The sequence below is a fragment of the Desulfopila inferna genome, from assembly GCF_016919005.1.
In the GTDB taxonomy this organism is placed as follows: domain Bacteria; phylum Desulfobacterota; class Desulfobulbia; order Desulfobulbales; family Desulfocapsaceae; genus Desulfopila_A; species Desulfopila_A inferna.
In genome coordinates, this window is the sequence record NZ_JAFFQE010000007.1 from 83917 (window position 1) to 107947 (window position 24031).

19 protein-coding genes are annotated in these 24031 nt (G+C 49.2%); 11 read left to right on the plus strand and 8 right to left on the minus strand.

The features are described 5' to 3' along the window. The 3 genes from JWG88_RS16410 (at window position 1) to secA (ending at window position 3772) form a co-directional block, all read left to right on the plus strand. Complete coding sequence (locus JWG88_RS16410; RefSeq protein ID WP_205234887.1) at window positions 1–225, plus strand: hypothetical protein; 225 nt, start codon at window positions 1–3, stop codon at window positions 223–225. A 105-nt stretch (window positions 226–330) separates the two neighbouring features. After that, window positions 331–789: an N-acetyltransferase gene (locus JWG88_RS16415; protein ID WP_205234888.1), complete on the plus strand. Its 459-nt coding sequence runs from the start codon at window positions 331–333 to the stop codon at window positions 787–789. 430 nt (window positions 790–1219) lie between these two features. Continuing rightward, entirely contained in the window at window positions 1220–3772 is a 2553-nt protein-coding gene (gene secA / locus JWG88_RS16420) for a preprotein translocase subunit SecA (RefSeq protein WP_205234889.1), read from the plus strand. A 490-nt stretch (window positions 3773–4262) separates the two neighbouring features. Here secA and cls read toward each other — a convergent pair whose 3' ends face one another. Further along, window positions 4263–5765, minus strand: a complete 1503-nt coding sequence (gene cls, locus JWG88_RS16425; protein WP_205234890.1) for a cardiolipin synthase — start codon at window positions 5763–5765, stop codon at window positions 4263–4265. 494 nt (window positions 5766–6259) lie between these two features. Between cls and argJ the strand changes: the two genes are divergently transcribed. From argJ to JWG88_RS16460, 7 genes are all read left to right on the plus strand, one after another. After that, the gene (gene argJ / locus JWG88_RS16430) at window positions 6260–7444 is read left to right on the plus strand and encodes a bifunctional glutamate N-acetyltransferase/amino-acid acetyltransferase ArgJ (RefSeq protein ID WP_205234891.1); all 1185 of its coding nucleotides are present in this window, start codon (window positions 6260–6262) and stop codon (window positions 7442–7444) included. A gap of 994 nt (window positions 7445–8438) precedes the next feature. Continuing rightward, window positions 8439–9404 carry a hypothetical protein gene (locus tag JWG88_RS16435; RefSeq protein WP_205234892.1) on the plus strand — a complete coding sequence of 322 codons (966 nt, stop codon included), beginning with the start codon at window positions 8439–8441 and terminating at the stop codon, window positions 9402–9404. A gap of 131 nt (window positions 9405–9535) precedes the next feature. After that, complete coding sequence (locus tag JWG88_RS16440; RefSeq protein ID WP_205234893.1) at window positions 9536–10798, plus strand: valine--pyruvate transaminase; 1263 nt, start codon at window positions 9536–9538, stop codon at window positions 10796–10798. A 275-nt stretch (window positions 10799–11073) separates the two neighbouring features. Continuing rightward, window positions 11074–12780, plus strand: a complete 1707-nt coding sequence (locus JWG88_RS16445) for an MORN repeat-containing protein (protein WP_205234894.1) — start codon at window positions 11074–11076, stop codon at window positions 12778–12780. 266 nt (window positions 12781–13046) lie between these two features. Further along, on the plus strand, window positions 13047–13433 hold the full coding sequence (locus tag JWG88_RS16450) for a DUF4177 domain-containing protein (RefSeq protein ID WP_205234895.1): 387 nt from the start codon (window positions 13047–13049) through the stop codon (window positions 13431–13433). A 21-nt stretch (window positions 13434–13454) separates the two neighbouring features. Continuing rightward, window positions 13455–14660, plus strand: a complete 1206-nt coding sequence (locus JWG88_RS16455) for a M20 metallopeptidase family protein (protein WP_205234896.1) — start codon at window positions 13455–13457, stop codon at window positions 14658–14660. Then, the gene (locus JWG88_RS16460; protein ID WP_205234897.1) at window positions 14657–16162 is read left to right on the plus strand and encodes a gamma-glutamyltransferase family protein; all 1506 of its coding nucleotides are present in this window, start codon (window positions 14657–14659) and stop codon (window positions 16160–16162) included. The genes JWG88_RS16455 and JWG88_RS16460 overlap by 4 nt, the downstream gene beginning before the upstream one ends. Before the next feature lie 504 nt (window positions 16163–16666). On the opposite strand, the gene feoB is transcribed toward JWG88_RS16460, so the two are convergent. The 4 genes from feoB to JWG88_RS22210 all read right to left on the minus strand — a co-directional run bounded on the left by feoB (window position 16667) and on the right by JWG88_RS22210 (window position 19600). Next, window positions 16667–18844, minus strand: coding sequence for a ferrous iron transport protein B (feoB, locus tag JWG88_RS16465; RefSeq protein WP_240194530.1), 2178 nt, complete (start codon window positions 18842–18844; stop codon window positions 16667–16669). 105 nt (window positions 18845–18949) lie between these two features. After that, a complete protein-coding gene (locus tag JWG88_RS16470) occupies window positions 18950–19186 on the minus strand; it encodes a FeoA family protein (protein ID WP_205234898.1) in 237 nt (78 codons plus the stop codon). A gap of 17 nt (window positions 19187–19203) precedes the next feature. Next, window positions 19204–19365: a FeoB-associated Cys-rich membrane protein gene (locus JWG88_RS22205; RefSeq protein WP_205234899.1), complete on the minus strand. Its 162-nt coding sequence runs from the start codon at window positions 19363–19365 to the stop codon at window positions 19204–19206. A gap of 79 nt (window positions 19366–19444) precedes the next feature. Beyond that, the gene (locus JWG88_RS22210; protein ID WP_353740692.1) at window positions 19445–19600 is read right to left on the minus strand and encodes a FeoA domain-containing protein; all 156 of its coding nucleotides are present in this window, start codon (window positions 19598–19600) and stop codon (window positions 19445–19447) included. Here JWG88_RS22210 and JWG88_RS21675 point away from each other — a divergent pair. Beyond that, window positions 19536–19841, plus strand: a complete 306-nt coding sequence (locus JWG88_RS21675) for a hypothetical protein (RefSeq protein WP_240194532.1) — start codon at window positions 19536–19538, stop codon at window positions 19839–19841. The two genes, JWG88_RS22210 and JWG88_RS21675, sit on opposite strands and share 65 nt — an antisense overlap. 500 nt (window positions 19842–20341) lie before the next feature. Here the strand turns inward: JWG88_RS21675 and JWG88_RS16485 are convergent, their stop codons facing one another. From JWG88_RS16485 to JWG88_RS16495, 3 genes are all read right to left on the minus strand, one after another. Continuing rightward, entirely contained in the window at window positions 20342–22027 is a 1686-nt protein-coding gene (locus tag JWG88_RS16485) for a glutamine--tRNA ligase/YqeY domain fusion protein (protein WP_205234901.1), read from the minus strand. 58 nt (window positions 22028–22085) lie between these two features. Beyond that, window positions 22086–23564, minus strand: a complete 1479-nt coding sequence (gene gltX / locus JWG88_RS16490; RefSeq protein ID WP_205234902.1) for a glutamate--tRNA ligase — start codon at window positions 23562–23564, stop codon at window positions 22086–22088. 292 nt (window positions 23565–23856) lie between these two features. Further along, entirely contained in the window at window positions 23857–24021 is a 165-nt protein-coding gene (locus JWG88_RS16495) for a hypothetical protein (RefSeq protein ID WP_205234903.1), read from the minus strand. Between the last annotated feature and the right edge of the window lie 10 nt (window positions 24022–24031).

Here is a 24031-nt window from a genome sequence, read left to right on the forward strand (position 1 = left end):
ATGGCCGTAAAGAGAAAGCAGGTAAAAAAATACAAGTTTGAGCTTACACGGGCAGCAGTCGGCGGAATCGGTATTGTCTGCTTCTGCATTTTTTTATGGATGTTTCTGCTCGGTGTCTGGACGGGGCAGTCTCTGCTGATACCCTCGTCTGTCGATCCGGCAGTCCGGGATGGTCTGCAGCAGATAACCGATTTGACCGATCAGAAGAAACATCGACCGCAATAAGAGCGGAGCCGGGCACGGCGAATTCCTGATAGCGCTGGAGCTGCCGGCGCCGCCTGCCGAAAGTTTTACGGCCCATGTGCCGAAGAGAGATTGTGATAGAAACAGATGATACGATATGCAAGAATGGAAGATGTAAAGGAAATCCATACACTTCTTAATTATTATGCCAAAAAGGGACTGCTGCTCGCCTGTTCGATGAGTTCGCTCTACGATCGCTTGCGCGACTTTGTCGTCTATGTAGATAAGGAAGACAGGATACTAGGGGTGTGTGCACTGCATATAACCTGGGAAAACCTTGCCGAGATACGCTCCCTGGCCATACAGGAAGATTACCGGGGCAGGGGACTGGGCGCCAAACTCGTACAGCAGTGTCTGATGGAAGCCGAGATGTTCGGCATATCAAGTATCTTTACCCTGACCTATCAACCGGGGTTTTTTCGCAAGCAGGGTTTTGTGGATATTGATAAGCGGGAACTGCCTCATAAGATCTGGAGTGATTGTATTCACTGTCATATGTTTCCTGATTGCGACGAGGAAGCATTGATATTCAACCGGGAAGACTGACAGCTGACCGCCCTGCTTATTGACATATGGCGCACCCGGAGTCGGAGTTTATGCCCGTCAGCATGATTACCTCTAACCCAACTGAGCTGGACTCTTTAAAGTACCCCCTTGAGGGGTATAAGTACCTTGGAAGTATTGTGTAAGCTGACGGCTTTTAAGACAGTTTCCATTTTCTTGTTTTATGTGTCGGTTTTTGGGGAGTAAGGTACTAACGCCGGTAAACGGCAAGTAAGTACCTTGGAGGCATATCCAGCTTCTCGATTTCAAATACATTTCTCCTTTTCTTGTTTTTTACACCCCTCAAGGGGGTATTGAACTGAGTGACAGAATTTAAGGAGTAAGGTACTAAACATTTACAGACAGGTGGTTGGCCAAATAATACGGATCAACCTGAATAGTTACAAAAAATATACTTAAAGATAATTTAGATATGATAGGAAAAGCGTTAACAAAGGTATTCGGCAGTAAAAATGAACGGGAATTGAAAAAACTGCAGCCTCTGGTCAATAGAATCAACGAACTGGAGGGATCGGTGCAGTCTCTCGATGATGAGGCCCTGGCAGCGCGAACCGTCGAATTCAAGGAAAGATACGCAGGCGGGGAAACCCTTGATGATCTGCTGCCCGAAGCCTTTGCCACCATGCGCGAAGCTGCCAGAAGAGTACTGGGCGAACGCCATTACGATGTCCAGTTGATCGGTGGTATGATTCTTCATCAGGGCAGAATTGCGGAGATGAAGACAGGTGAGGGAAAAACCCTGACCTCGACTCTTGCCGTTTACCTCAATGCTCTGAGCGGCAAAGGGGTACATGTGGTCACGGTCAACGATTATCTGGCTAGTCGTGACGCCGACTGGATGGGGCAGGTTTACCGCTTTCTCGGGCTGGAGGTGGGGAAAATCGTGCATGCCATGGATGATGCGCAACGTCGTGAAGCCTATTTGGCCGACGTCACCTACGGCACCAACAACGAGTTCGGTTTTGACTATCTGCGCGACAATATGAAGTTCCAGATTAAGGATTTCTGTCAGCGGGACTTCAATTTCGCCATTGTCGATGAGGTCGACTCAATCCTGATCGATGAGGCACGAACACCTCTGATTATTTCCGGTCCTGCCGACAGCTCCACGGAAATGTATAATGTCGTTGACAAGATCATAAAAAGATTCAATCCGGACGAACACTATACCGTAGATGAAAAATCGCGTCAGGTCTCCCTGACCGAAGAGGGTGTCACTCTGGGAGAGAAACTGCTCGAAGTCGATAATCTCTATGATCCAAGCTCCATTGAGCAACTGCATCATCTCAATCAGGCTCTCAAGGCCCATGTGGTTTTTAAAAAGGATGTCGACTATATCGTCAAGGACGGCCAGGTTGTCATTGTCGATGAATTTACCGGACGTACCATGGAGGGCAGGAGATACAGCGATGGTCTCCATCAGGCCCTGGAAGCCAAGGAAAAGGTGAAGATAGAGCGGGAAAACCAGACCTATGCCTCCATCACCTTCCAGAACTATTTCAGGATGTATGACAAACTGGCCGGTATGACCGGTACCGCGGATACCGAAGCACCCGAGTTCAAAAAGATATATGACCTCGATGTCGTGATCATGCCGACCAACATGCCGATGATCCGCATTGATTACGCCGATGTCATCTACAAAAACGAGAAGGCCAAATACCGGGCCATTATCAAAGAGATAAAAGAGAAACATAAGGCGGGGCAGCCGGTTCTGGTCGGTACAATCTCAATCGATGTCTCCGAAAAAATCTCGAATATGCTCAAGAAAGACGGCATACCGCACGAGGTCCTCAACGCCAAGCAGCATGAGCGCGAGGCAGAGATTATCGCCAATGCCGGTCAGAAAGGAAAAGTCACCATCGCCACCAACATGGCCGGCCGCGGAACCGACATCAAATTGGGCGAAGGCGTGACCGATGTAGGCGGGCTTCATATTCTGGGAACATCCCGGCATGAATCGCGACGGATTGACAATCAGCTGCGCGGTCGTTCCGGCCGGCAGGGAGATCCCGGTTCTTCCCGTTTTTTTCTCTCCCTCGAGGATGACCTGCTGCGGATTTTCGGCTCAGGAAAGATCTCCGGAATCATGGAGAAGCTCGGCATGGAGGAGGATGAGCCGATCGAGCATTCCATGATCTCCAAGGCCATTGAAAACGCCCAGAAAAAGGTGGAGGGCCACAACTTTGATATTCGTAAGCATCTTCTTGAATATGATGATGTCATGAATAAGCAGAGGGAGGTTATCTATCAGCAGCGCCGTGAAGTGCTTAGTAGCGATACTGTCACCGAGGTGCTCGAAGATATGAAGGCCGATTTGATTGACGACGTGGTCAATGAGTTTTCCCAGGAAAAGCTTGAATCCGAGGATTGGCATTGGGAGGATTTCGAGAAGCGGATGATGGAATACTTTCATATCCAGCCCGACTGGTCGGATGAGGATAAGAAGGACCTGGATGTCGCCTCATTCAGGGATAAAATAACCGCTCTGGTAGATGCGGCCTATGCAGCCCAGCTCGAGAGAAACGGGGAAGAGGCACAGCGCCATCTGGAACGCGTCATTCTCCTGCAAATGGTTGATAACCACTGGAAGGATCATCTCCTGTCCATGGATCATCTCAAGGAGGGCATCGGCCTGCGGGGTTACGGCCAGAAGAATCCTCTGAATGAATATAAGAGGGAAGGTTTTCAACTCTTCCATACCATGATTGAAACGGTCAAGATTCAGACGGTTTCAACCCTGATGCGGGTGCGGGTGGTGCAGGAAGAGGATGTCGAAAAATACGAGGAAGAGCGGCGCCGAAAACAGGAACAGGAAGTGCGGCTCAACAGAGGTGCGGCCGGAGATGACTCCAAACCGGACAAGACTATCAAGCGGGAGGGGGATAAGATTGGACGAAACTCGCCCTGTCCGTGCGGCTCCGGCAAGAAGTACAAGAAGTGCCACGGCCGCCAGCTTAACTAGTTTAAATCTGATTGCGCCGGAAACTCAGCATCTTCTGGCCCAGGCCGGGACTGCTTTTTCCATCGGGACGCCATAAACCCGTCCATGGTGGCTTCGCTGCAGCCGTCCTGGCTGCAGAGACCCGTGAAAGGAGCAGTCCCGACCTTGAGTTGAGGATCAGGGGTGATCAGGAATTTAAAATTAGATGGACTCAAGCTTGATTTATATCGTTATAGATCGAGCTTCTATATGTCCCATCATTTATGGTTCTTCAGAGTGAAGCATAATTTCGTTCAGGGGCGCAATTATCAGGATGGCTGTGAGCAAAAGCGTTGGGCTTTCTTTCGCCAGCACCAACCTTATAGAATTGCCGCAATCGAATTTTGAAAGGGCAGGTTGGCGGTGAGCGCAGCGAACCCCAACAATTTTATGCTTCTTTGCAACATCAAAAAGGTAATTTGCTTTTTAGGCGTTCTTTATAAAAGCAAAAACACATCCGGAAGAGCCTCAGTTACAATAAAGGTCCGATAAGCAGCGCCACGTTTTCCTTGAATTTCATGGTCAACGGCCGGGAAGCCAGGTCATGGAGTTGCAGATGCTGGGACTGCAGCTCATAATCCTTCTGCAAGGTCCGCATCTTGTCCGTGAATTCGCTGCTGTAGATAAGCAGGGTTATCTCGAAGTTGAGCCAGAAGCTGCGCATATCCAGATTGACGGAGCCGAAGAGAGAAAAGTCACCGTCGACCGTAATTGTTTTTGAATGCAGCAGACCACCGGTAAAGAGGAAAATATTGACTCCCGCCTTCATCAGCTCCTCGTAATGGGCCTGGCTGGCAAATTGCACCAGCTTGGAATCGTTTTTCTTGGGAAGGATCAGCCGGACATTGACTCCTCTCTCAGCTGCGGATTTAAACGCGGTAAGCAAGGTGTCATCGGGAACAAAGTAGGGTGTAGTAAGAATGATTTCCCTGCGGGCCGAGTAGAGGGTGGTCAGAAGCAGTTTATGAATAGCATCCGCGGCCAGCCCGGGACCGGAAGGCACCAGCTGAACGGGGTAGCTCCCGGCTTTCTCTCCCGGATAGATATCCGCTGTCTTGCGGATATACTCGATGTCCTCCTGAAGCGATCTGATTCTGCTCTCGTCCAGATCCGTTTCCAAAAACCAGTCGTTGATAAAAGTACCGGCCAGGCTCTCGACCACAGGGCCCCGGATACGCACCATCATATCGATCCATTGGCCAACTCCTTCGTCCTGCTTGAAAATTTTTGGATCCACCATATTCTGGCTGCCAGTATAGGCGATCTTACCGTCGATGATGACATTTTTCCGGTGGTTGCGAATATCGATGCGGGCAAAAAAGGCCTTGAAGATTCCCGCCGGCAACGATTCGGCAACCTTAACACCGGCTTCGCGCAGACGCGTAACGCTCTTCCCCCGCAGGAAATCCCTGCTGCCGATGGAATCCACCAGAATTCTGCAGGTGACGCCCCGCTGTACGGCGCGGATGAGAGCCTGCACGATTTCATCCACCATCCCGCCATCCTCCCAGATGTAGAATTGCAGGTGACAGCTCGACTGGGCCTTTTCGATATCGGTGAGAATGGAGCGCATTATCTCCTCCGGCGAGGTAATAATGTGCAGGTCGTTATGGTTCATGGCGGGAATGCCGATCAGCCTGTAGGCCTGGTTGTTCAGGGGCCTGCATTGAGGATTGATGGTGCTCCAGTCCACGGGCGAACGACTGCTTAGGGAATGCAGCCAGGCCTGGTAATGTTTCAGGGATTTTTGTACCCGTTCAACACGTTTTTCAGGGATCCTGTTTTCGCCGAAAAGAATGTAGATTATTGCTCCGATAAAGGGAAGCAGAAGAATGATAATGAGCCAGGCAATGGTAACGCCATAGGGGCGTTTCTTGAGAATAGCGCGAGTGGAAAGACCTATACGGATGGTGAAATCAGCTATAAAAAGAATCGTTGAGACGATGTGATAGCTCCAATGCGGTTCTGAATCCATGGTATAAGAAATAGGGTTGATTATGGTGGTATGAAGATACCTTCCCTGCCTTATATTTGAAAAGCTCGGATTATCATGATAGTCCTGAAAAAACTTCCGATGCTCAACTGGGACGATATCCCGTTAATAGTAGTTCTTTTTCGATGACATAGCAAATTATTTTGATATGCTGATATGTTATCAGACAAAGTATGGGTCGGACATGGCGACCGGAAGACAATCCTGGAATGCTGGGCTTATCGCGTGTCCAGCAAGTTTGACATCCTTGGATTTATCACTGGATAACTACGCGGTGGAAATGGTACATTGTTGTGGTTGAAAAGTGTCGTAATATTTTCCCGGCAAAAGCTGTCTTGCTAGGAGCCCGGAAAATCAAACCCAGCGGAGCTGGACTCTTTACAGTACCCTCTTGAGGGGTATAAGAACCTTTCGGCAGATTATTCTTAACAAAAAATAAGAAAATAACCTGTAAGGTACTAAATCAGGATGGAAATATGAAAATTGAGGGATTTTCGACTTCTGCGGTGGCTGCCGGTGTGAAGTATAAAGATAGACTGGATATTGGTCTGATCTATGCGGAGGAGCCGGCAGTGACAGCCGGTGTATTTACTACAAATCAGGTTATTGCCGCCCCGCTTGTCCTGGACATGGAAAGACTGAAACAGGGACGGGCGCAGGCAATTCTGGTCAACAGCGGCTGCGCTAATGCCTGCACGGGAAAGCAGGGGATGCAGGCCTCGGTTGAGACGAGCAGAATGGTTGCGGAGCATCTGCATATAAAAGAAGAAATGGTACAGGTATCCTCAACAGGAGTCATAGGCGTCCAACTGAATACCGATGTTTTCAGAAGAGCGATGCCGGAGCTGATAGCAGGACTCGGCCCCGATAACTTTGAAAAAGTGGCCGAAGCGATCATGACTACCGACACCATGAAGAAGACGGTGTACCGCACCGTAGAGATCGGCGGCAAACAGATCAATTTCATGGCCATGGCCAAAGGCTCCGGGATGATTATGCCGAACATGGCTACCATGCTAGCCTTTGTCCTGACCGATGCGCAGATAGGATATGTCGAACTGAATGATGCTCTGCGGAAAGCCGTGGATACCAGCTTTAATCGCATCACGGTGGATGGAGATACCAGCACCAATGATATGGTGCTGATCATGGCCAACGGCAAAGCCGATAATCCCTGGATTGAGGAAATCGACAGCCCGGAACACCGGAAATTCATAGCAGGTCTGTCGGAAATTCTCAAGGAACTGGCGTTGATGATCGTGGCCGACGGTGAAGGAGCGACCAAGGCGATCACTATCAGGATATGCGGGGCAAAAGAGACGGAAGACGCCGTTCGGGTGGGGCGCACAATTGCCAACTCCAATCTGGTGAAGACGGCATTCTTTGGTGAAGACGCAAACTGGGGCAGAATTTTTGCGGCAATGGGACGCTCCGGAGTCAGATTCAATCCAGAAGCGGTGGATATTTATTTCGACGATGTATTGATCGTCAAAAACGGGCTGGCAGTGGGCGGGGATGCTGAAGCGGAGGCCGACCGTGTACTGAAGAAAAGAGATATCCGTGTCACAGTCGATATGAAGGACGGCAGTGTCTGTGAGGAAATCTATACTTGCGATTTTTCGTTGGATTATGTGCGGATAAATGCAGATTACAGGACCTAGCCCGAATATTTCATCATAACCTTTTCTGATTATCCGGAAACTCAGCATCTTTTGGCCCTGGCTTGAGCGGAGCGTTAGGGGTAATGCGGTATATTGAAATATCCGGGTGGATATACAAAAGTACTATTTCCACATCCGGTGGGGGTGCCACCGTGCAGATTAAGGGGCTTGGATCCGTGCAAAATCCGGTGCAATCATGTAGTTTGTCAAGATACGAAGAAGATGGGCACGGAAGCCTTTGAGCAATAATCTGCCGCCATGAGAGAGAAGATACCGAGTTGCTATAAATGCTTGTATTTATACATCACTCACGATCCTGTACGTCCATATGGCTGTAGAGGGATGAGGTTTAAGTCGCGGCAGCTGCCAGGCAGGGTTGTTTTTGCCTCTTCCGGGGAGCACTGCAGGCTATTTACGGTGAAAAGAAAAAACTGAAAAGCTCGTAAAAACCCAAATATTCCGGTATCTGTCATTCCGGACTTGATTCGGAATCCATAACTATTTAAAACAACTGGAGGCGGATCAATTCCGGGTTCAGGTATAAAATACCAACACCCGAAAGGGGATAAGTACCTTGGATATAGAGGGCAATTCGCGGATATTAAATCCGTTGTTTGTTTTCTTGTTTTTCTGATAATTTTTGAGGTGTAAAATAACAACCCCCAAAAGGGGATAAGTACCTTGGATATATAGATGGCAATTCACGGATATTAAATACAGTATTTGTTTTCTTATTTTTTCTGATTGTGTTTCAGGTGTAAGGTACTAACCCCCCAAAGGGGATAAGTACCTTGGATATAGATGGCAATTCACGGATATTAAATACAGTATTTGTTTTCTTGTTTTTTCTGATTGTGTTTTAGAAATAGGTACTAACCCCCCAAAGGGGATAAGTACCTTGGATATAGATGACAATTCACGGATATTAAATACAGTATTTGTTTTCTTATTTTTTCTGATTGTGTTTTAGAAGTAAGGTACTAAAAGGAGAGAAGTGTCACCACTGCATGTGCTAAAAAATAAGGCAGTCCCGTCAATCAGAAACCTGCTTAAGGAAACCGGCCACACCAGCTGGGAACTGCTGAAAATAACCATTCCTGTTGTTATACTAACCAAGGTTCTAGAAGAATTAGGGATGATACTGCTGTTAAGCAGTTTTCTTGAGCCGGTCATGGGGCTGATAGGTTTGCCGGGTTCCATGGGGCTGGTGTGGGCGACCGCGCTGTTGACCAATCTCTATGGCGCAATAGTTGTTTTTGCAACCCTGGCACCGGAGCTGAATCTCACAGTCGCCCAGGTAACTGTGGTATGCTCGGCCATGCTCATAGCCCACTCTCTGCCGCTGGAATTGACCATAACCAAAAAAGCCGGCGCGCCTTTCACACCTATTGCCCTGTTGCGATTGATCGGGGCCTTTGTCTATGGTTTTCTTCTGAGTACCATCTGCACCGTTTTTCAGGTATGGCAGGAACCTGCCGTGATGCTCTTCAAGGCTGAACAAAAAGATGAAAGTCTCTGGGCATGGGGGCTGTCGCAGCTGGAGAATTTCGCCCTTATTGTTCTGGTGATTTTCTCTATCATCATTATCATGAAAATATTGCGCGGCATCGGCATCTTGTCTCTTTTTGAAAGAATGCTCGAGCCGGTATTGCCGCTGTTCGGCATGAGTAAAAAAGCTGCTCCGGTGACGGTGGTGGGTATGGTGATGGGGATCAGTTACGGCGGAGCACTTATTATCAGAGAAACAAACAGTGGTGGCATGTCGAAAAGAGAAGTCTTTTTTTCCCTTGCCTTGATGGGCCTGAGTCATGCCCTGGTTGAGGACACTTTGCTGATGGCGGCGCTCGGAGCCCACTGGGGCGGCATTCTTTTCGGCAGGGTACTTTTCTCGTTGGTTGTCATCTACTTCCTGGCTCTGCTCACCGGAAGAGGCGCGAGGGGGACAGCAGAAACGTTTTAACACATATGAGTGTTATCACTTTTGCCGGTCGCGACAAGCACCCGCACGGGTATAAACTCGGGCTTCGAGAAAGGTCGATCTACAGCAGTGCATATTTTTATAAATCACTTTTAAATTGAACATAAGGTTAGATGGATTATTCAAAATTCGGAAATAAATTCAATCAGGATGCCGGCATTCTTTCATTGATGAAGGATATGGGCGAGGCGACGGCAAACGGTGCAGACGACCTGATCATGATGGGCGGCGGTAATCCCGGCCATATTCCAGCCTTTCAGGAAAAGATGCAGCGGCGGCTGCAGGATATTGCCGCCGACGATGAGCTGTGCAGGAAACTTTTGGGGATGTACTGTGCCCCGCAGGGGGAAGGTGATTTCCTGACCAGCCTTGCCGCCCTGCTCCGCCGGGAATACGGCTGGCGGATCGGCGCAGAGAATATCTGTCTTACCAACGGCAGCCAGTCCGGTTTTTTCCTGCTCCTCAATATGTTTGCCGGTGAGTTCGACGGTGGCCGCAAAAAAAAGATACGACTGCCGCTGGCTCCCGAGTATATCGGCTATGCCGACATTGGTTTGAGTTCGGACTTTTTCGTGGCAACTCGTCCTAAAATTGATCGTCTGGAAGAACATCTCTTCAAATACAGGGTCGATTTCAGTGAAATCACCATAGGCGAGGAAACAGGGGCGGTCTGTGTGTCCCGGCCGACCAATCCTACCGGAAATGTTGTTACAGACCAGGAAATAGACGGGCTCGATCAGCTGGCCAGAGATGCGGGAGTTCCCCTCATAATCGACAGCGCCTATGGAGTTCCGTTTCCCGGTATAGTTTTCTCCCAGGCAACACCTCGATGGAATGAAAATATCATTCTCTGTCTTTCCCTGTCCAAGCTCGGCTTGCCGGCAGTACGCACGGGTATAATCATCGCCAGTGAAGAGGTTATCCAGGTCATTTCGGGAATGAACGCGGTGATATCGCTGGCGCCGACAGGTTTTGGGGCCTTTCTCACTCAGCAGCTGGTTGATACCTCGGAAATCCTTGAACTCAGCAACACGGTTATCCGTCCATTTTATCAGGAAAAGGCGCTGGCAGCCGTAAGGAAATTCGACCAGGAATTGGCTGGAACCCCTTACAAAATCCATAAGCCGGAAGGTGCAATCTTCCTCTGGCTCTGGTTTGAGAACCTGCCGATTTCCTCAAAAGAACTTTACCAGCGCTTGAAGAAAAGAGGAGTACTGATCATAAGCGGCCATTATTTCTTTCCAGGCCTGGAAAATGATGACTGGTCTCATAAAAATGAATGCATCCGGGTCAATTACTCTCAGGATGATGCCCTGGTGCGGAGAGGTATCGAAATAATCGGTGAAGAGGTCAAAAAGGCATACATGGCGGGCTGATGTTCCAAAGATAAATTGTAACTATTCAGCAGCACACCATCCGGAGTCTACGCTTACCTGTCCACGATCAGGACGTCCAGCATACCCAATGTATAGCTGACCGCCGTACTTATGGACATATGGCACACTGCTGAACAGTTACAGACAGGTGGTTGGAGATCAACCTGAATAGTTACGATTAATTAAAAAATAGGTATTTCTCGAAGTCGGAGTTATGCCCGTGCAGGTGCTTATCGCGACGCCATCAAAGCTTTCTCATTGGAGATTTTAAGATCATGAAAAAATACAGCGGCATCCTGTTTGCTTTGATCATTGGTTATTCCTTCCCGGCATATGCGGAACAGTGTCTTGAGGGGGACTGCATAAACGGCAGCGGCACCCTTCTCCATGAGGATGGCAGAAAATATACCGGCACCTTTAAAAATGGTATTATAAACGGTAGTGGTACATTGCATTTTCCTGACGGCGCTGTCTATGAAGGCGAGATGAAAAATGGTAAAATGGAGGGTGAGGGTGTTCTCACGGGGGCGGATGGCAGACGGTACCAGGGAGAGTTCAGGGAGAATGTCATCCATGGAAAAGGGACTCTCAGCTACAATGACGGTACCCGGTATGTTGGTGAATTCTCATATGGGCGGTACAACGGCAAGGGCATTTTTTCCTTCCCCGACGGCAGGGAATACAAAGGCGATTTCAGAAACTCCATTATTCAGGGGCGAGGCAAACTGACCTATAAGGACGGCACCTGGTTTGAGGGTGAGTTTCGTAACGGCAGACCGGGCGGCAAGGGAGAACAAATTTATCCCGACGGCAGCCGCTATAAGGGTGAGTTTCACAACAGTCTGCGCCATGGCCAGGGAGAATACAGCTCCGCCACTGGTGACACCTATGAAGGCTTCTTCGAAAACGATCTATATGACGGTGAAGGCACGCTGGTTTCCAGCGATGGCCGCAAATATACAGGAGGATTCAGCAAAGGAAAATTTCAGGGCAGCGGCAAGATGGAATATCCCGACAGCAGCCGCTACCGTGGAGAATTTGCCGATGGTGTAAAAAGCGGCAAGGGAGAGATGGATTACAGTGATGGTTCGCGATATCAAGGTGATTTCAAAGACGATATGCGTCATGGCAAAGGTCGGTATGTTTTCGAAAATGGCGATATTTACGAGGGAGATTTTCGTGATGACAGGATTGAAGGTCTTGGGGTTTTGACCAACCCGAAGGGAGAGGTTGTGTATACCGGCTATTTCGAGAATGGTGAACCTCTTGCGGAGGCTGCCGGCCAGACCTTTTCTTCTCAGGAGACCATCACCCAGGAGGTGGCTGATGTTGCCAGCGAATCAGAGGTGCCGCCGATGGATCTTGTCGTTGCCGACGGCCTGCTGATCTCTCCGGATGCACCGTCAGTTCCCTATTCGGGAACGGCTGTCTACACTTTTTCCAATGGAGCGAAATATAGAGGAGCCGTTGAGGATGGCGTGATCAGGGGGATGGGGGAGATAGTTTTCAGTAATGGTGACAGCTATACCGGCGAGTTTGAGGAAGGAGAGCCGCACGGCAGGGGAAAATATTTTTACCAGGATGGCCGAAAGTACGAGGGTGAATTCGTCATGGGAGTGAAAGAAGGTGAGGGATTTTTCAACTATCCTGATTCCAGTCGGTATTCCGGAGCATTTCGGGATGACCAGTTCCATGGAGAAGGTAATTATGTTTTCCACGACGGCAGCAGGTACAACGGAGAGTTCAACATGGGCAGCTTCAGCGGCAACGGAAAGCTGATCTACAGCGACGGCTCCACCTATGACGGTGATTTCAACAATGATCTTCCCCATGGTTTCGGAGTGCTCAAGTCTTCTGACGGAAGTGTTTACGCCGGAGAGTTTGTCGAAGGAAGAAGAAATGGTCATGGGAAGTTGACCCTGGCCAACGGCGCCGTATATGAGGGAATCTTTAAAAATGATGAGTTGCTTTCTGCGCAATGATAATCTCGCAAAATATCAAAGTTGCCGAAATGGACTCTGGAGAAAAATGAATCTGATTACCCCCCGAAATTCGGCATTTCACTGGCTTAGGCTGGGGCTGCTCTTTTCATCGGGACGCCATAAACACGTCCATGGGGCTTCTCTGCAGCCGTCCGGGCTATAGAGATCAGTGGACAAAGCAGCCCCGTCCTTGAACTGAGGATTAGGTGTAATCAGGAAAATGAAAGCCAAAAGCGTGAGTGAAAACCGTGAGAGAGGTGAAGTAGATGCGGTGGTGCTATAAAACAGTCCATTACGATTTGAAAAAGGCGGGATTTCTCGGCAGTTCCTTTCTGGACGAAGCCGAGGTTGAGCAATCTTTAAACGAATATGGCCAGTCCGGTTGGGAACTTGTCTCTATTACTGAAACCCAGGACGGACTGATTGCGATTTTTAAACAACCGCTTGATCCTGTGGAGGAACCTGTGCGGCTGGGCAGGGCAATCCGGGAGGATGACCCATTTGAAAGTGATGTAGATGAGATAATTACTGAAAAAGATATCATTACGGAAGATGTATTTGAAGAGGATTTACTTGAAGAAACAGAACGGAAGGACGAGGATGTCTCAAAGAAGGACGATGATAATGGGCTGCACTCAATCCGTATCGAATAACTATCAGGAATAAGGATTTAAATGTTTAATAGTACTAATTCTGTCCTGTTCCCGGTCAGCCCGAAGTTGAGAGAATGGATTCTGGACATCCGCAGGCACATTCATGCCCATCCGGAATTGAGCTTCGAGGAGTTCGAAACTGCAAAATATATTCAGGACAAGCTCCGGGAGCATGGTATTGTAAGCGAGGGCGGTATTGCCGGAACCGGTGTGGCAGCTTATCTTCCGGGCCCTCCAGAGAGGCGGCAGAGCGTGGCTTTACGGGCGGATATGGATGCCTTGCCCGTTATCGAGGAAACCAATCTCCCTTTTGCCTCGGAGAATCATGGGGTCATGCACGCCTGCGGTCATGACGGCCATGTGGCGATGCTTCTGGGTGCTGCCGTTCTGCTCGCCGAAAAGAAACTGCCGGGACCGGTCAAACTTCTTTTTCAACCTGCTGAGGAAAACGGCAATGGCGCGCAGCGCTGCATTGAAGCCGGAATACTTGAGGATGTCGAAGCAATTTTTTCAGGTCACATCGATACACATCATCCACTCGGCACCATCACCGCCGATGAAGGTATTATTTGCGCCTGGGCCGATTCCTTCATAATTCGGCTGCGCGGAAGAAGCGGACATGCTGCCCGACCGCATGAGGCCGTAGACCCAGTCGTTGCCGCGGCAAATCTTGTCCTTGCCGTACAAACCTTGATTTCCCGGGGTGTTGATCCAAATAAGGCGGCGGTAATCACCATTGGCTGCCTTCAGGCGGGCTGCGCCCAGAATATCATAGCGGGGGATGCTCTCCTTAAAGGGACAATCAGGTCGACACATTGCCGGACCCGCGAGGTCGCCATGGAAGGTCTGCTTCGCGTCACCGAGTCAATAGGCCGTATGTATCAGGTTGAGGTCTCTCTGGACTTCAATGACGGTATTCCCGCGGTTGTGAATGATTCAAGGTCTGTCGAGATCGCCAGGGTTGCCGCCTCCCGAACAGAGGGTGTGCTGGCTGCCGTCAGCCAAGGCGATGCCAGTCTCGGCGCCGAGGATTTTGCCTGTTATCAGCAGAAAATTCCAGGGTGTATGGTTCGTTTCGGAGCCTCCGGCAGGAAAAAAGCCGGGGTAGCTCACAACGGCTCATTTGATTTTGACGAGGATGTGCTGGCTATCGGTGCGTCGTGGTATGCCAATGCAGCCTGGCACTGGCTGAGCTGCAAGTATGGTACTGACTTTACGAGATCATGATGTATGACAAGGCCATAGCAGCTTCAGGTCATCAACTCGTCAGTGAGGCAGCTGCGGCGATTTTACGGGAAGGCGGCAACGCTTTCGATGCCGTGGCGGCTGCAGGATTTGCCTCGACGGTTGTCGAGCCCGCCTTGAACAGCCTGGGCGGGGGCGGCTTCCTTCTAGGCCATAGCGTCGGAAAGGGGCAGAACCTTTTCTTTGATTTTTTTGTCGATACTCCCGGCCTTGGCAGTAGCAGGAACGGCCGTCCGCACTTTTTTCCGGTAACCGTGCAGTTCAGCGGAGCGCCACAACAATTCAACATCGGCCTGGATTCCGTGGCGGTTCCCGGAATCGTCAAGGGGCTGCTTCACCTGCACAAGCGGCTCGGCCGCATGGATTTAAAGGATGTCATAAGTCCGGCTGTTGAATATGCCCGAGGACATACGGTAAACAGTTTTCAAGCCGATTTTTTGCGCCTGCTCAAGCCCATCTGGACGCAAACTCCGACCGGCAGAGCTCTCTGTGGCACGGGAAACTATATCAGGCAGGGAGATCGCCTGGTAAACCATGAACTTGCCGATTTTTTACTGCTTCTTGTTGAAGATGGCGGCGAGAGTTTTTACAGGGGTGATATTGCCTCCGCTCTGATCGCCGAAATGCAGAAAAAAAACAGCCTGTTGACCAGAGAAGATCTGGCCAATTATGCAGTTGTGGAGCGCAAGCCCATCAATGTCGGCTATCGGGATTTTCAACTGTATACAGCTCCTCTACCTTCAATGGGAGGAACGCTGATAGCCCTGTCACTTTCGCTTTACTCCGCCTGTGATAAACCTGATTATGAATGGGGTAGCGGTGAGCACCTGCGCCACACATTTTTAATCATGCAGGAGGTCGAGCGACTGCGCAGGGCCGGCATAACCAGTCCTGAAGCTTTACAATCGTATGTTGATTCCGGATTTCCGGAAAGTCGGAAGAATCTGCGGCTGTTTTCCGGAGGGACAACACATATCAGCATATCCGACAGAAAAGGCAACTGTGCCGCGATGACTTGTTCCAATGGTGAAGGCTCCGGCTTCTTTGTTCCGGGAACCGGGATTATGCTGAACAATATGATGGGAGAGGACGACCTGCACCCCCAGGGATTTCATGCTTCACCGCCGGGACAGAGAGTTTGTTCGATGATGTCCCCGTCTTTACTGGTCAGCGGAGATCAGGTCAAACTGGTGATCGGCAGCGGTGGTTCGAAACGCATACGTACGGCTATCACTCAGGTCCTGGATCAGGTCGTGGACTTTGGCCGGGGACTTGAACAGGCTGTTTCCGCGCCGCGGATGTATCTCGATGAAGAGTGTCTGCAGATAGAACCCGGGTTTGCCCGGGAGGCTCTGGAATCGCTCGATACCCGGCTGAATATCTGGAATGTTCTCGATGTCTACTTTGGCGGAGTGCACGCTGTTATTCCAGGATGTGAAGGCGCCGGAGATCCCCGCCGGGGCGGGTATGTCATTGAGGTTTAGCCCCTGAGGTATCACAGCCTTCGCTGGTGGCTCGGCCATATGCCTGCCAGACTACTCGTGAAATACCCGGGCTGGGAGCCTGTCGGAGAAAGCACTTCTCGGAGTCTTCGCTTACTGGCCCATCTTGGCGTTGTTTTCAGAAAATCAATGCTCGCTGGTAAGCGTAGACTCCGATAATAAGTATATGGCTGTGCTTGATTTCCTAAAAACGCCTTAATCTGAGGAAAAACTGCAATTCTCCGACACACTCCCAGGTACAACTGTGACCGGGTTGATTCCGTAAAAGTGGAATTTTGAACCGCTCAATCCGGTCCATGAGATATACTCACATTTCGAGCGCTGGTAGCTTATTGAAATATTATGTAAATTTTGTGAAACTGGAAGTGGAATAGAATTTGCATCAGGAAAGTGCAGTACCTCTTCTTTCTCCTCCTCAACGATACGCCCTCTGGATATTCTTTCCAAAGGGCGTATCGTTTATTTACCGATCAAATTGCCGCTGGGTCAGCTTATCCCTGCCAGCGTCCCAAGCTGGAAAACAATGACAGCCAAAGTAAAGGCGAATACCGTGTTGAAGGCCATGGAAAAAAACGCCCATTTCCAGGAGGATTCTCTGGCAATACAAACTACAGTGACAAAACATGGTGCGTAAAACATGATGAAGAGCAGGGCGGAAATGGCAACCATTTTGTTCCAGCTCTTATCTTCCTTCAATTTTTGGCCGAGCGGCTCCGCTTCTTCCACATCGATGTCCCCCATGGAGTAGGCGGTGCCCAGGGTGGAGACAATTACCTCTTTTGCCGCAAATCCTCCTACCAGGGCAATATTGATTTTCCAGTCAAATCCTGCAAAGGATGAAATAGGTTCAAGGGTGCTGCCGAGCTTGCCTGCAAAGGAATGGCGCAGCGTCTCCTCCTTTTCAAGAACAGCCAGGCCGGCAAGCTTTTCGTGATCATCAACAGTGCTGAGCTGCTGTCGCTGTTGTTCGTAATATGCTTCTCTCTCTTCCGGTATTCCGGGGAAGGTCATCAGCGCCCAGAGCAGAATAGAAATTCCCAGGATGATTGTTCCCGCTTTTTTGATGTACTGCCATGTTCTCTCCCAGGTATGGATGAGCAGGCCGCGCACCGTGGGGAATCGATAAGGCGGGAGTTCCATGACGAAAGGTGTTGGGGCGCCTCTGAGCACCGTCGCTCGAAAGAATTTAGCGGCAAGAAGAGCGACTACCCAGGCTATCAAGGTGAAGATAAACATATATCTGGCCTTGTTTTCGCTGAAAAATGCGCCAATCAGAAGGGCTAGTACCGGAAGTTTTGCTCCGCAGTTCATGAAGGGGACGGTGAGCAGTGTGGCCATCCTCTCCTTTGGTGAGCGCAGCGTCCTGGTGGCCATTACCCCGGGAACGGCACAGCCCCCGGCGATTCCCCCGGAGACGATAAACGGCATTACCGATGAACCGTGCAGCCCGAATGTCCTGAAAACCCTATCCATCATGTAGGCTACCCGGGCGAGGTAGCCGGTGTCTTCCAGAATAGCGATACTAAAAAACATGAACATGATCAGCGGCACGAACCCGAGCACTCCGCCGACCCCGTCAATTACCCCCGAGACAATCATGGATTTCAACAGACCATCGGGCATAGTGGAGTTTATCAGGCTGCCCAGCCAGCCGAAGAGGTTCTCCAGCCAGGTCACGGGCAGTTCGCTCCAGGCAAAGGTAAACTGATATACTCCGAAAAGAACACCGAGCATAATCAGGGGGCCCAGAAGTCTGTTGGTCAACACCTTGTCTATCTTGTCCGAGGTATAGAGCCTGTCTTCATCGAACGTGTGGGTAATGACGCCCTGGCGCAGCACCGATTTAATGAATCCGAACCGGTGGTCGGCGATAATCGCTTCAGGATAAACGTCCAGGGTCTTGCGGGTATGTTTGCTTACCTCTTCAACGATATTTTCCAGTTCTCCGGCAACGTCAGAGTCTGCTTCTCTGCCTTTCCCGGTTATCTGTTCATCGTTTTCAAGATATTTGATGGCGGTAAAAAGCGGAGGGTAAGTCGAAGTTAAAAAATTATTTCTCTCTATAATATCGGTGAGCTGCAATATTTTCTCATCGAGATCCTCGCCGTATGATATCGAGGCGTGGTTTTCACGATCATGAGTTCTGGCGACCTCTACCGCAGCGTCGAGAAGTTGATCGACGCCCTGTCCCGTTCGGGCGACAATCCCCACCACGGGTATGCCGAGAAGTTCTTCCAGTTTCTCAGGCTGGATCATCATGCCTCGATCTTTGGCGACATCCATCATATTCAGGGCGATCACCATGGGAATGCCGAGTTCGATGAATTGACAGGTCAGGTACAGGTTGCGGTTGAGGTTTGAAGCGTCGACAATGTTGATGACGACATCGGGACTTTTCTGAGTAAGATGATCTCGGGCAACGATCTCCTCCATTGAATAGGCGGTCAGTGAATAGGTGCCGGGCAGATCGGTAATGCCCAACTCTTTGTCTTTGTAATTCCTATAGCCTTCTTTAAGATCCACTGTAATCCCGGGATAGTTGCCGACATGCTGCCGTGCACCGGTAAGATAGTTGAAAAGGGTTGTTTTGCCGGCGTTAGGATTGCCCGCCAGGGCCATGGCCAGTTTGTTTTTCATGTCAGGGATATCTAAGGGTGATGGCATGAATAAATCCTTTATCTGAATGTCTTGAGTGTCTCGCAGGGCGATGGGCGCACCTGTAGCCTTTTAAATTTACGGTATATTATAGATGATACACTATTGTGCAATTCAAGTGAGGGGGGTGATCAAGATAAGGTCGGCCTCATTATTTCTCAGGGTAAGCGTGGAATTCATGACTTGAATGGCAACCGGATCCTTCAGCGGTGCTCTTCCTTGTATCTTAATTTTCGTTCCGGGAACCAGGCCCATCTCCATTAGTCTTCGGCCCAGCTCACCGTTGGCTTTGATTGAAGCGATAATACCGGACTGCCCTTTTTTCATGTGGCGTAATGCTATTTTCTCCATCGTACATTTCCTTTTTCTTATTTTTTTAATCCCTTTCGAGAGGAGCAGCCCGAGCAATCCCCCCCGCAAGTGGATGAACCGTCCTTGTTTACGCTGTTTTTAAATTGTCTGAGAAACCGTCTGCCAACGGCGACTGCGCAGATAATGATTACTGCTGCAACAACTGCATTTTCCCACATAATTTGGCACCTGTTAATAAGTTAGTCTTGTCTAATATGTAAGGCAAAAAAAAAGCCAACCCATAATTTAGCTTTGCTCTTAGACCGCTTCAACAAGAATGTTTTCACTGGTTAAGGGATCAAGGCTTATCGTTCCCCCCGCTGTGCGTAAAATACATCGAGAGCCTTTTGTGGCGCAGATCACATTAATTTCCTCTCCCGGATACATTCCCAGAGAGGCCATTCTTGCGCACATTTTCCTGTCACCGGTGATTTTGCATATTTTTTTTCTTCCGCACCTGGAGTTTTCTGAAAGTGGAGAGATCTTACCGTCTACTTTCTCTCTGCAGAAAAAATTTTTCAGAACGGAACTATTGTTCCAACCTTTTCCAGCACAATTTTTCCTTTTCATGTCCTTCTCCGTAGTACTGTTTAAGCAATTAGGTACACCAAACAATACTGCAAGTCAATCCAAAAATAAAGGAGATGAAAAATAATTAGGTATGTTTAATTTAAATTTTTCCAGAGGTTTCTTTATGCGATAGCAATTGGACAGTGAAACGAAATAAATACAGGTTTTAGTAAAGAGATTGCCCCTAATTCCCAGCTCAAGGCTGGAGATGCAAAATTTTCAGGGGGTATCAGAAAAAAATAGAGGGGAGGGAGGCTTTGGCACTTCCGGCAAGAGTTTCAGAGGCCTGACTCTTGCCGGAAATGCCTGAGCGTTCGAAAAGAAAGCTTTTCCGGATTCAGCGTACTTTTCCTCTACCCTGTGAAAAGAACGCCCTAAAAAAAAGCAATTATCTTTTGATATTGCAAAGAAGCTTTAGATTGTTGGGGTTCGCTGCGCTCACCGCCAACCTAACCCTTTCAAAATTCGATCGGGGCAAGCCGGCAGGTTGGTGCTGATGCAAGGAAGCCCACGCTTTTGCAGTAGTTTTCCTGGCTGCTCGGGATCTGCGCTTACCTGCGCACATCTGGAGCGGAATTGTTGCTGCTATTGCTTTTTCGTCCAGGAGTCGCGTAAGGTAACAATGCGGTTGAAGACAGGTTTTCCAGGGCGTGAATCCTTATGGTCCAGACAGAAATATCCCTGTCGCTCGAATTGGAAACGCATGCCGGATTCCTGTTGGTTAAGGCCCGGCTCCACTTTACAGTTTTCAAGTTCGACAACCGAATCGGGGTTAAGGTGGTCGAGAAAGGTGGTTTCCTTATCCGCATCCGGATTTTCCACGGAAAACAGCCTGTCGTATAGTCTAACCCTGCAGTCAATACAATGGTGTGCCGATACCCAGTGGATAGTGCCTTTCACCTTGCGGCCGTCGGGTGAGGACCCTCCTTTGGTCAGCGGATCGTAGGTGCAGTGTATTGCCGTAATTTCTCCTGTCTCTTCATCTTTTTCTATGGAAGCGAATTTGATGTAGTAGCCATAGCGAAGACGGACTTCGCGATCAGGGCCGAGACGGAAATATTTCCGCGGAGGATCCTCCAGAAAATCGGAACGTTCAATAAATAGTTCCCGACTGAACGGCAGTGTTCTTCCTCCCATCTCCGGTTTTTGCGGATGATTTTTGGCCTCCACCTCTTCTTCCTGTCCCTCTGGATAATTGTCGATAATCACTTTAAGAGGATCGAGCACACCCATAACGCGCGGTGCCGTATCGTTGAGATCCTCCCGGATAGCATTTTCCAGCACGCCCATATCTATCCAGCTTTCCTTTTTACCGACCCCGATGGTATGGCAGAAACTGCGGATGGAGGCAGGCGTATATCCTCTTCTGCGTAATCCGGTGATGGTCAACATTCGCGGATCATCCCAGCCGTCCACGAATTTTTCCTCGACCAGTTTCAGCAGCTTGCGCTTACTCATCACCGTGTAGCTCAAATTGAGTCTGGCGAACTCGATCTGGCGGGGGTGGCATTGGGTCTGCAAGGTGTTGAGTACCCAGTCATAAAGAGGCCTGTGGTCTTCAAATTCCAAAGTGCATAAGGAGTGGGTAATCTTTTCGATGGAATCGGAGATACTGTGGGTGTAGTCATACATGGGATATATACACCAGGTATCTCCGGTCCTGTGGTGGGAAACCTTCATGATCCTGTAGATGACCGGATCACGCAGGTTGAGGTTAGGCGAGGCCATATCGATCTTGGCTCTGAGCACATGGCTGCCTTCGGCAAAATCGCCGTTTTTCATTTTTTCAAATAGTTCGAGGTTTTCATCGATGCCGCGATTGCGATAGGGGCTGTTGCGCCCCGGCTCTTTGAGGGTGCCGCGATATAGGCGGATCTGCTCAGCCGAAAGCTCGCATACATATGCCTTGCCGGCTCTGATCAACTGCAGGGCATATTGATAGAGATCATCAAAATAGTCCGAGGCGAAGAAGAGATTGTCCTGCCAGTCGTATCCCAGCCAGGCCACATCTTCCTTGATAGCTTCGACATAGAGATCTTCTTCTTTTGATGGGTTGGTATCATCAAAGCGAAGATGGCAGCGGCTTTTATATTCCTCGGCAATACCGAAATTGAGGCATATGGATTTTGCATGGCCGATATGCAGAAAACCATTGGGCTCCGGAGGAAAGCGGGTTACCGGTTGTATATGTTTACCACTCTGCAGGTCATCGGCCACAATCTGACGGATGAAATCCAGTGGTTTTCCTTTTGTTATATCGTTATGTTCCATAATAATTCCGTATTCGATAGGGGATAAATCTGGTTAAAAGTCATCGAAGTCTTCGAGGTTAATCAAATAAGTTTACCGCATTGCGCAGTCTCTGCACTACCCTGTCTCTGCCGATCGCCATGACTATGTCAAACATCGACGGACCGGCAAGCTGACCGGTAAGGACGGTGCGCATACCGTTTATGATGATGCCTGGCTTTATCTCAAGTTCTGCGGCCATTTCCCGGGCGACCCGCTCGGTTTCCTCGAGAGTGAAGGGCTCAAGGGCGGCATAACGCTCAGCAAGCTCGGGAAGCCACTGCTGCAGTTCCGGATATTTGGCCAGGTTCTTTTTGCGTGCTTTATCGCAAATGGTGTAGTCCTCGGCAAAATATGCCCGGCCGGTCTGGGCAAAATCCTTGAGTGTGTGAAACCTGGAACGGATAAGATCAAGCGTACTCAGAAACCACTCTTTTTCTTCCGCAGCATAGTCCTCTTTCCAGAGACCTTCTTTTTTCAACTCTTCTCTGACATATTCTCCCAGCTCTTCAATGTCCATGGACCGCAGATAATGTTCATTTATGGATATTGCCTTGGGATCTGTAAAGAATTTAGGGTCGTTTTTGCGATAGTTGAAAATCGAATGCGATTTATTGATCCTCTCCAGGGAAAATCGTTCGATCAGTTCTTCCCGTGAGAAGATTTCCTGGTCGTCTCCGGGAGACCAGCCAAGAAGGACAAGGTAATTATTGAAGGCCCAGGGGAGGAAGCCGTGTTCCTTGTAAAACTGCACGGCAACAATTTCACCATGGCTTCTTTTAGAAATTTTGGCCCTTTTGGTGTCCATAGTCAAGGGTATATGGGCAAAAACCGGCAGTGGGGCCTCGAGGGCTTCATATAACAGCACCTGCCTGATGGTGTTGGTCATATGATCCTGCCCTCTGATGACATGGGTAATCCTGTCGCGGATATCATCCACCACATTGCAGAGAAGATAGAGGGGTTTGCCGTTGGAACGAACAATGACGAAATCATCGATTTCGGTGTAGTTGCAGTCTATTTTCCCGAGAACCTTATCGTCATAGCTGAGTATGCCTTGCCGCTCGGGTACCTTGAAACGTATGATATAAGGGGTTGAGGCTGCCTCTTTTTCGGCAATTTCGGCCTTGCTCAGGCGACGGCAGGTGCCGTCATAGGCCAGGCTTCCCTTGGCGGCAAGGGCAGCTTCTCTTCTGGCCTCGAGGTCCTCTTTGGTGCAGTAGCATTTGTAGGCCCTGTCTTTGGCGATGAGTTCGGCTGCGGCTCTCTCGTGGTCCTCGCTGAATTCGCTCTGAAAATAGGGCCCTTCATCCCAGTCGATTCCAAGCCAGGTAAGACCTTCAAGTATACCTTCAATAGAGTCACTGGTGGAGCGTTCCACGTCGGTGTCTTCTATTCTGAGAATCAATTTGCCGCCGGTTTTTTTTGCATACAACCAGTTGTAAAGTGCTGTCCTTGCACCACCGATATGGAGATACCCGGTTGGGCTTGGTGGAAAACGCAGTCTGGTTTCACTCATTGTTGCTCCTTATATGCTGAACGAAGTCGTTAATATTGCAGTTGGATCTGCTATTGTAACACTATCATGGAAGATAAAAAGAGATGTTTTCAAATGACGGTGGTGTAATTTGCAGTGCAGAGTCAGTAATAGATTTTTTTTTTGCTATTTGTAATTAAGGAAGAAAACCTTTTATATATCTTCTTCTTTCGTTAATTTCAACGCTTATCCTTAAAGGCTCCATCTTCCGCCTTTTCGTTCAAGTATACCTGATTTTGCCTGTCTCTGCGAATCCGCCGATCATTTAGAAATATTACATTTTACGAGGAGAAAGTCCGGTATTGCAGGAGATTTGGAATTTTTGTTGTCCTTGAGGGGCAATGACGTTATATTCGGTTTCTTCAATAATATACTCTATCTTATCAACGTTGCTGCCGAAAATAATGTGGCTGCCGTGATCCGGAATCTGTCGGTTCACCCGATGTACA

Coding starts and splice junctions, on each gene's coding strand:
- JWG88_RS16410 (WP_205234887.1), top strand. CDS start 1: ATGGCCGTAAAGAGAAAGCAGGTAAAAAAATACAAGTTTGAGCTTACA.
- JWG88_RS16415 (WP_205234888.1), top strand. CDS start 331: ATGATACGATATGCAAGAATGGAAGATGTAAAGGAAATCCATACACTT.
- secA (WP_205234889.1), top strand. CDS start 1,220: ATGATAGGAAAAGCGTTAACAAAGGTATTCGGCAGTAAAAATGAACGG.
- cls (WP_205234890.1), bottom strand. CDS start 5,765: ATGGATTCAGAACCGCATTGGAGCTATCACATCGTCTCAACGATTCTT.
- argJ (WP_205234891.1), top strand. CDS start 6,260: ATGAAAATTGAGGGATTTTCGACTTCTGCGGTGGCTGCCGGTGTGAAG.
- JWG88_RS16440 (WP_205234893.1), top strand. CDS start 9,536: ATGGATTATTCAAAATTCGGAAATAAATTCAATCAGGATGCCGGCATT.
- JWG88_RS16445 (WP_205234894.1), top strand. CDS start 11,074: ATGAAAAAATACAGCGGCATCCTGTTTGCTTTGATCATTGGTTATTCC.
- JWG88_RS16450 (WP_205234895.1), top strand. CDS start 13,047: ATGCGGTGGTGCTATAAAACAGTCCATTACGATTTGAAAAAGGCGGGA.
- JWG88_RS16455 (WP_205234896.1), top strand. CDS start 13,455: ATGTTTAATAGTACTAATTCTGTCCTGTTCCCGGTCAGCCCGAAGTTG.
- JWG88_RS16460 (WP_205234897.1), top strand. CDS start 14,657: ATGATGTATGACAAGGCCATAGCAGCTTCAGGTCATCAACTCGTCAGT.
- feoB (WP_240194530.1), bottom strand. CDS start 18,844: ATGCCATCACCCTTAGATATCCCTGACATGAAAAACAAACTGGCCATG.
- JWG88_RS16470 (WP_205234898.1), bottom strand. CDS start 19,186: ATGGAGAAAATAGCATTACGCCACATGAAAAAAGGGCAGTCCGGTATT.
- JWG88_RS22205 (WP_205234899.1), bottom strand. CDS start 19,365: ATGTGGGAAAATGCAGTTGTTGCAGCAGTAATCATTATCTGCGCAGTC.
- JWG88_RS22210 (WP_353740692.1), bottom strand. CDS start 19,600: ATGTGCGCAAGAATGGCCTCTCTGGGAATGTATCCGGGAGAGGAAATT.
- JWG88_RS16485 (WP_205234901.1), bottom strand. CDS start 22,027: ATGGAACATAACGATATAACAAAAGGAAAACCACTGGATTTCATCCGT.
- gltX (WP_205234902.1), bottom strand. CDS start 23,564: ATGAGTGAAACCAGACTGCGTTTTCCACCAAGCCCAACCGGGTATCTC.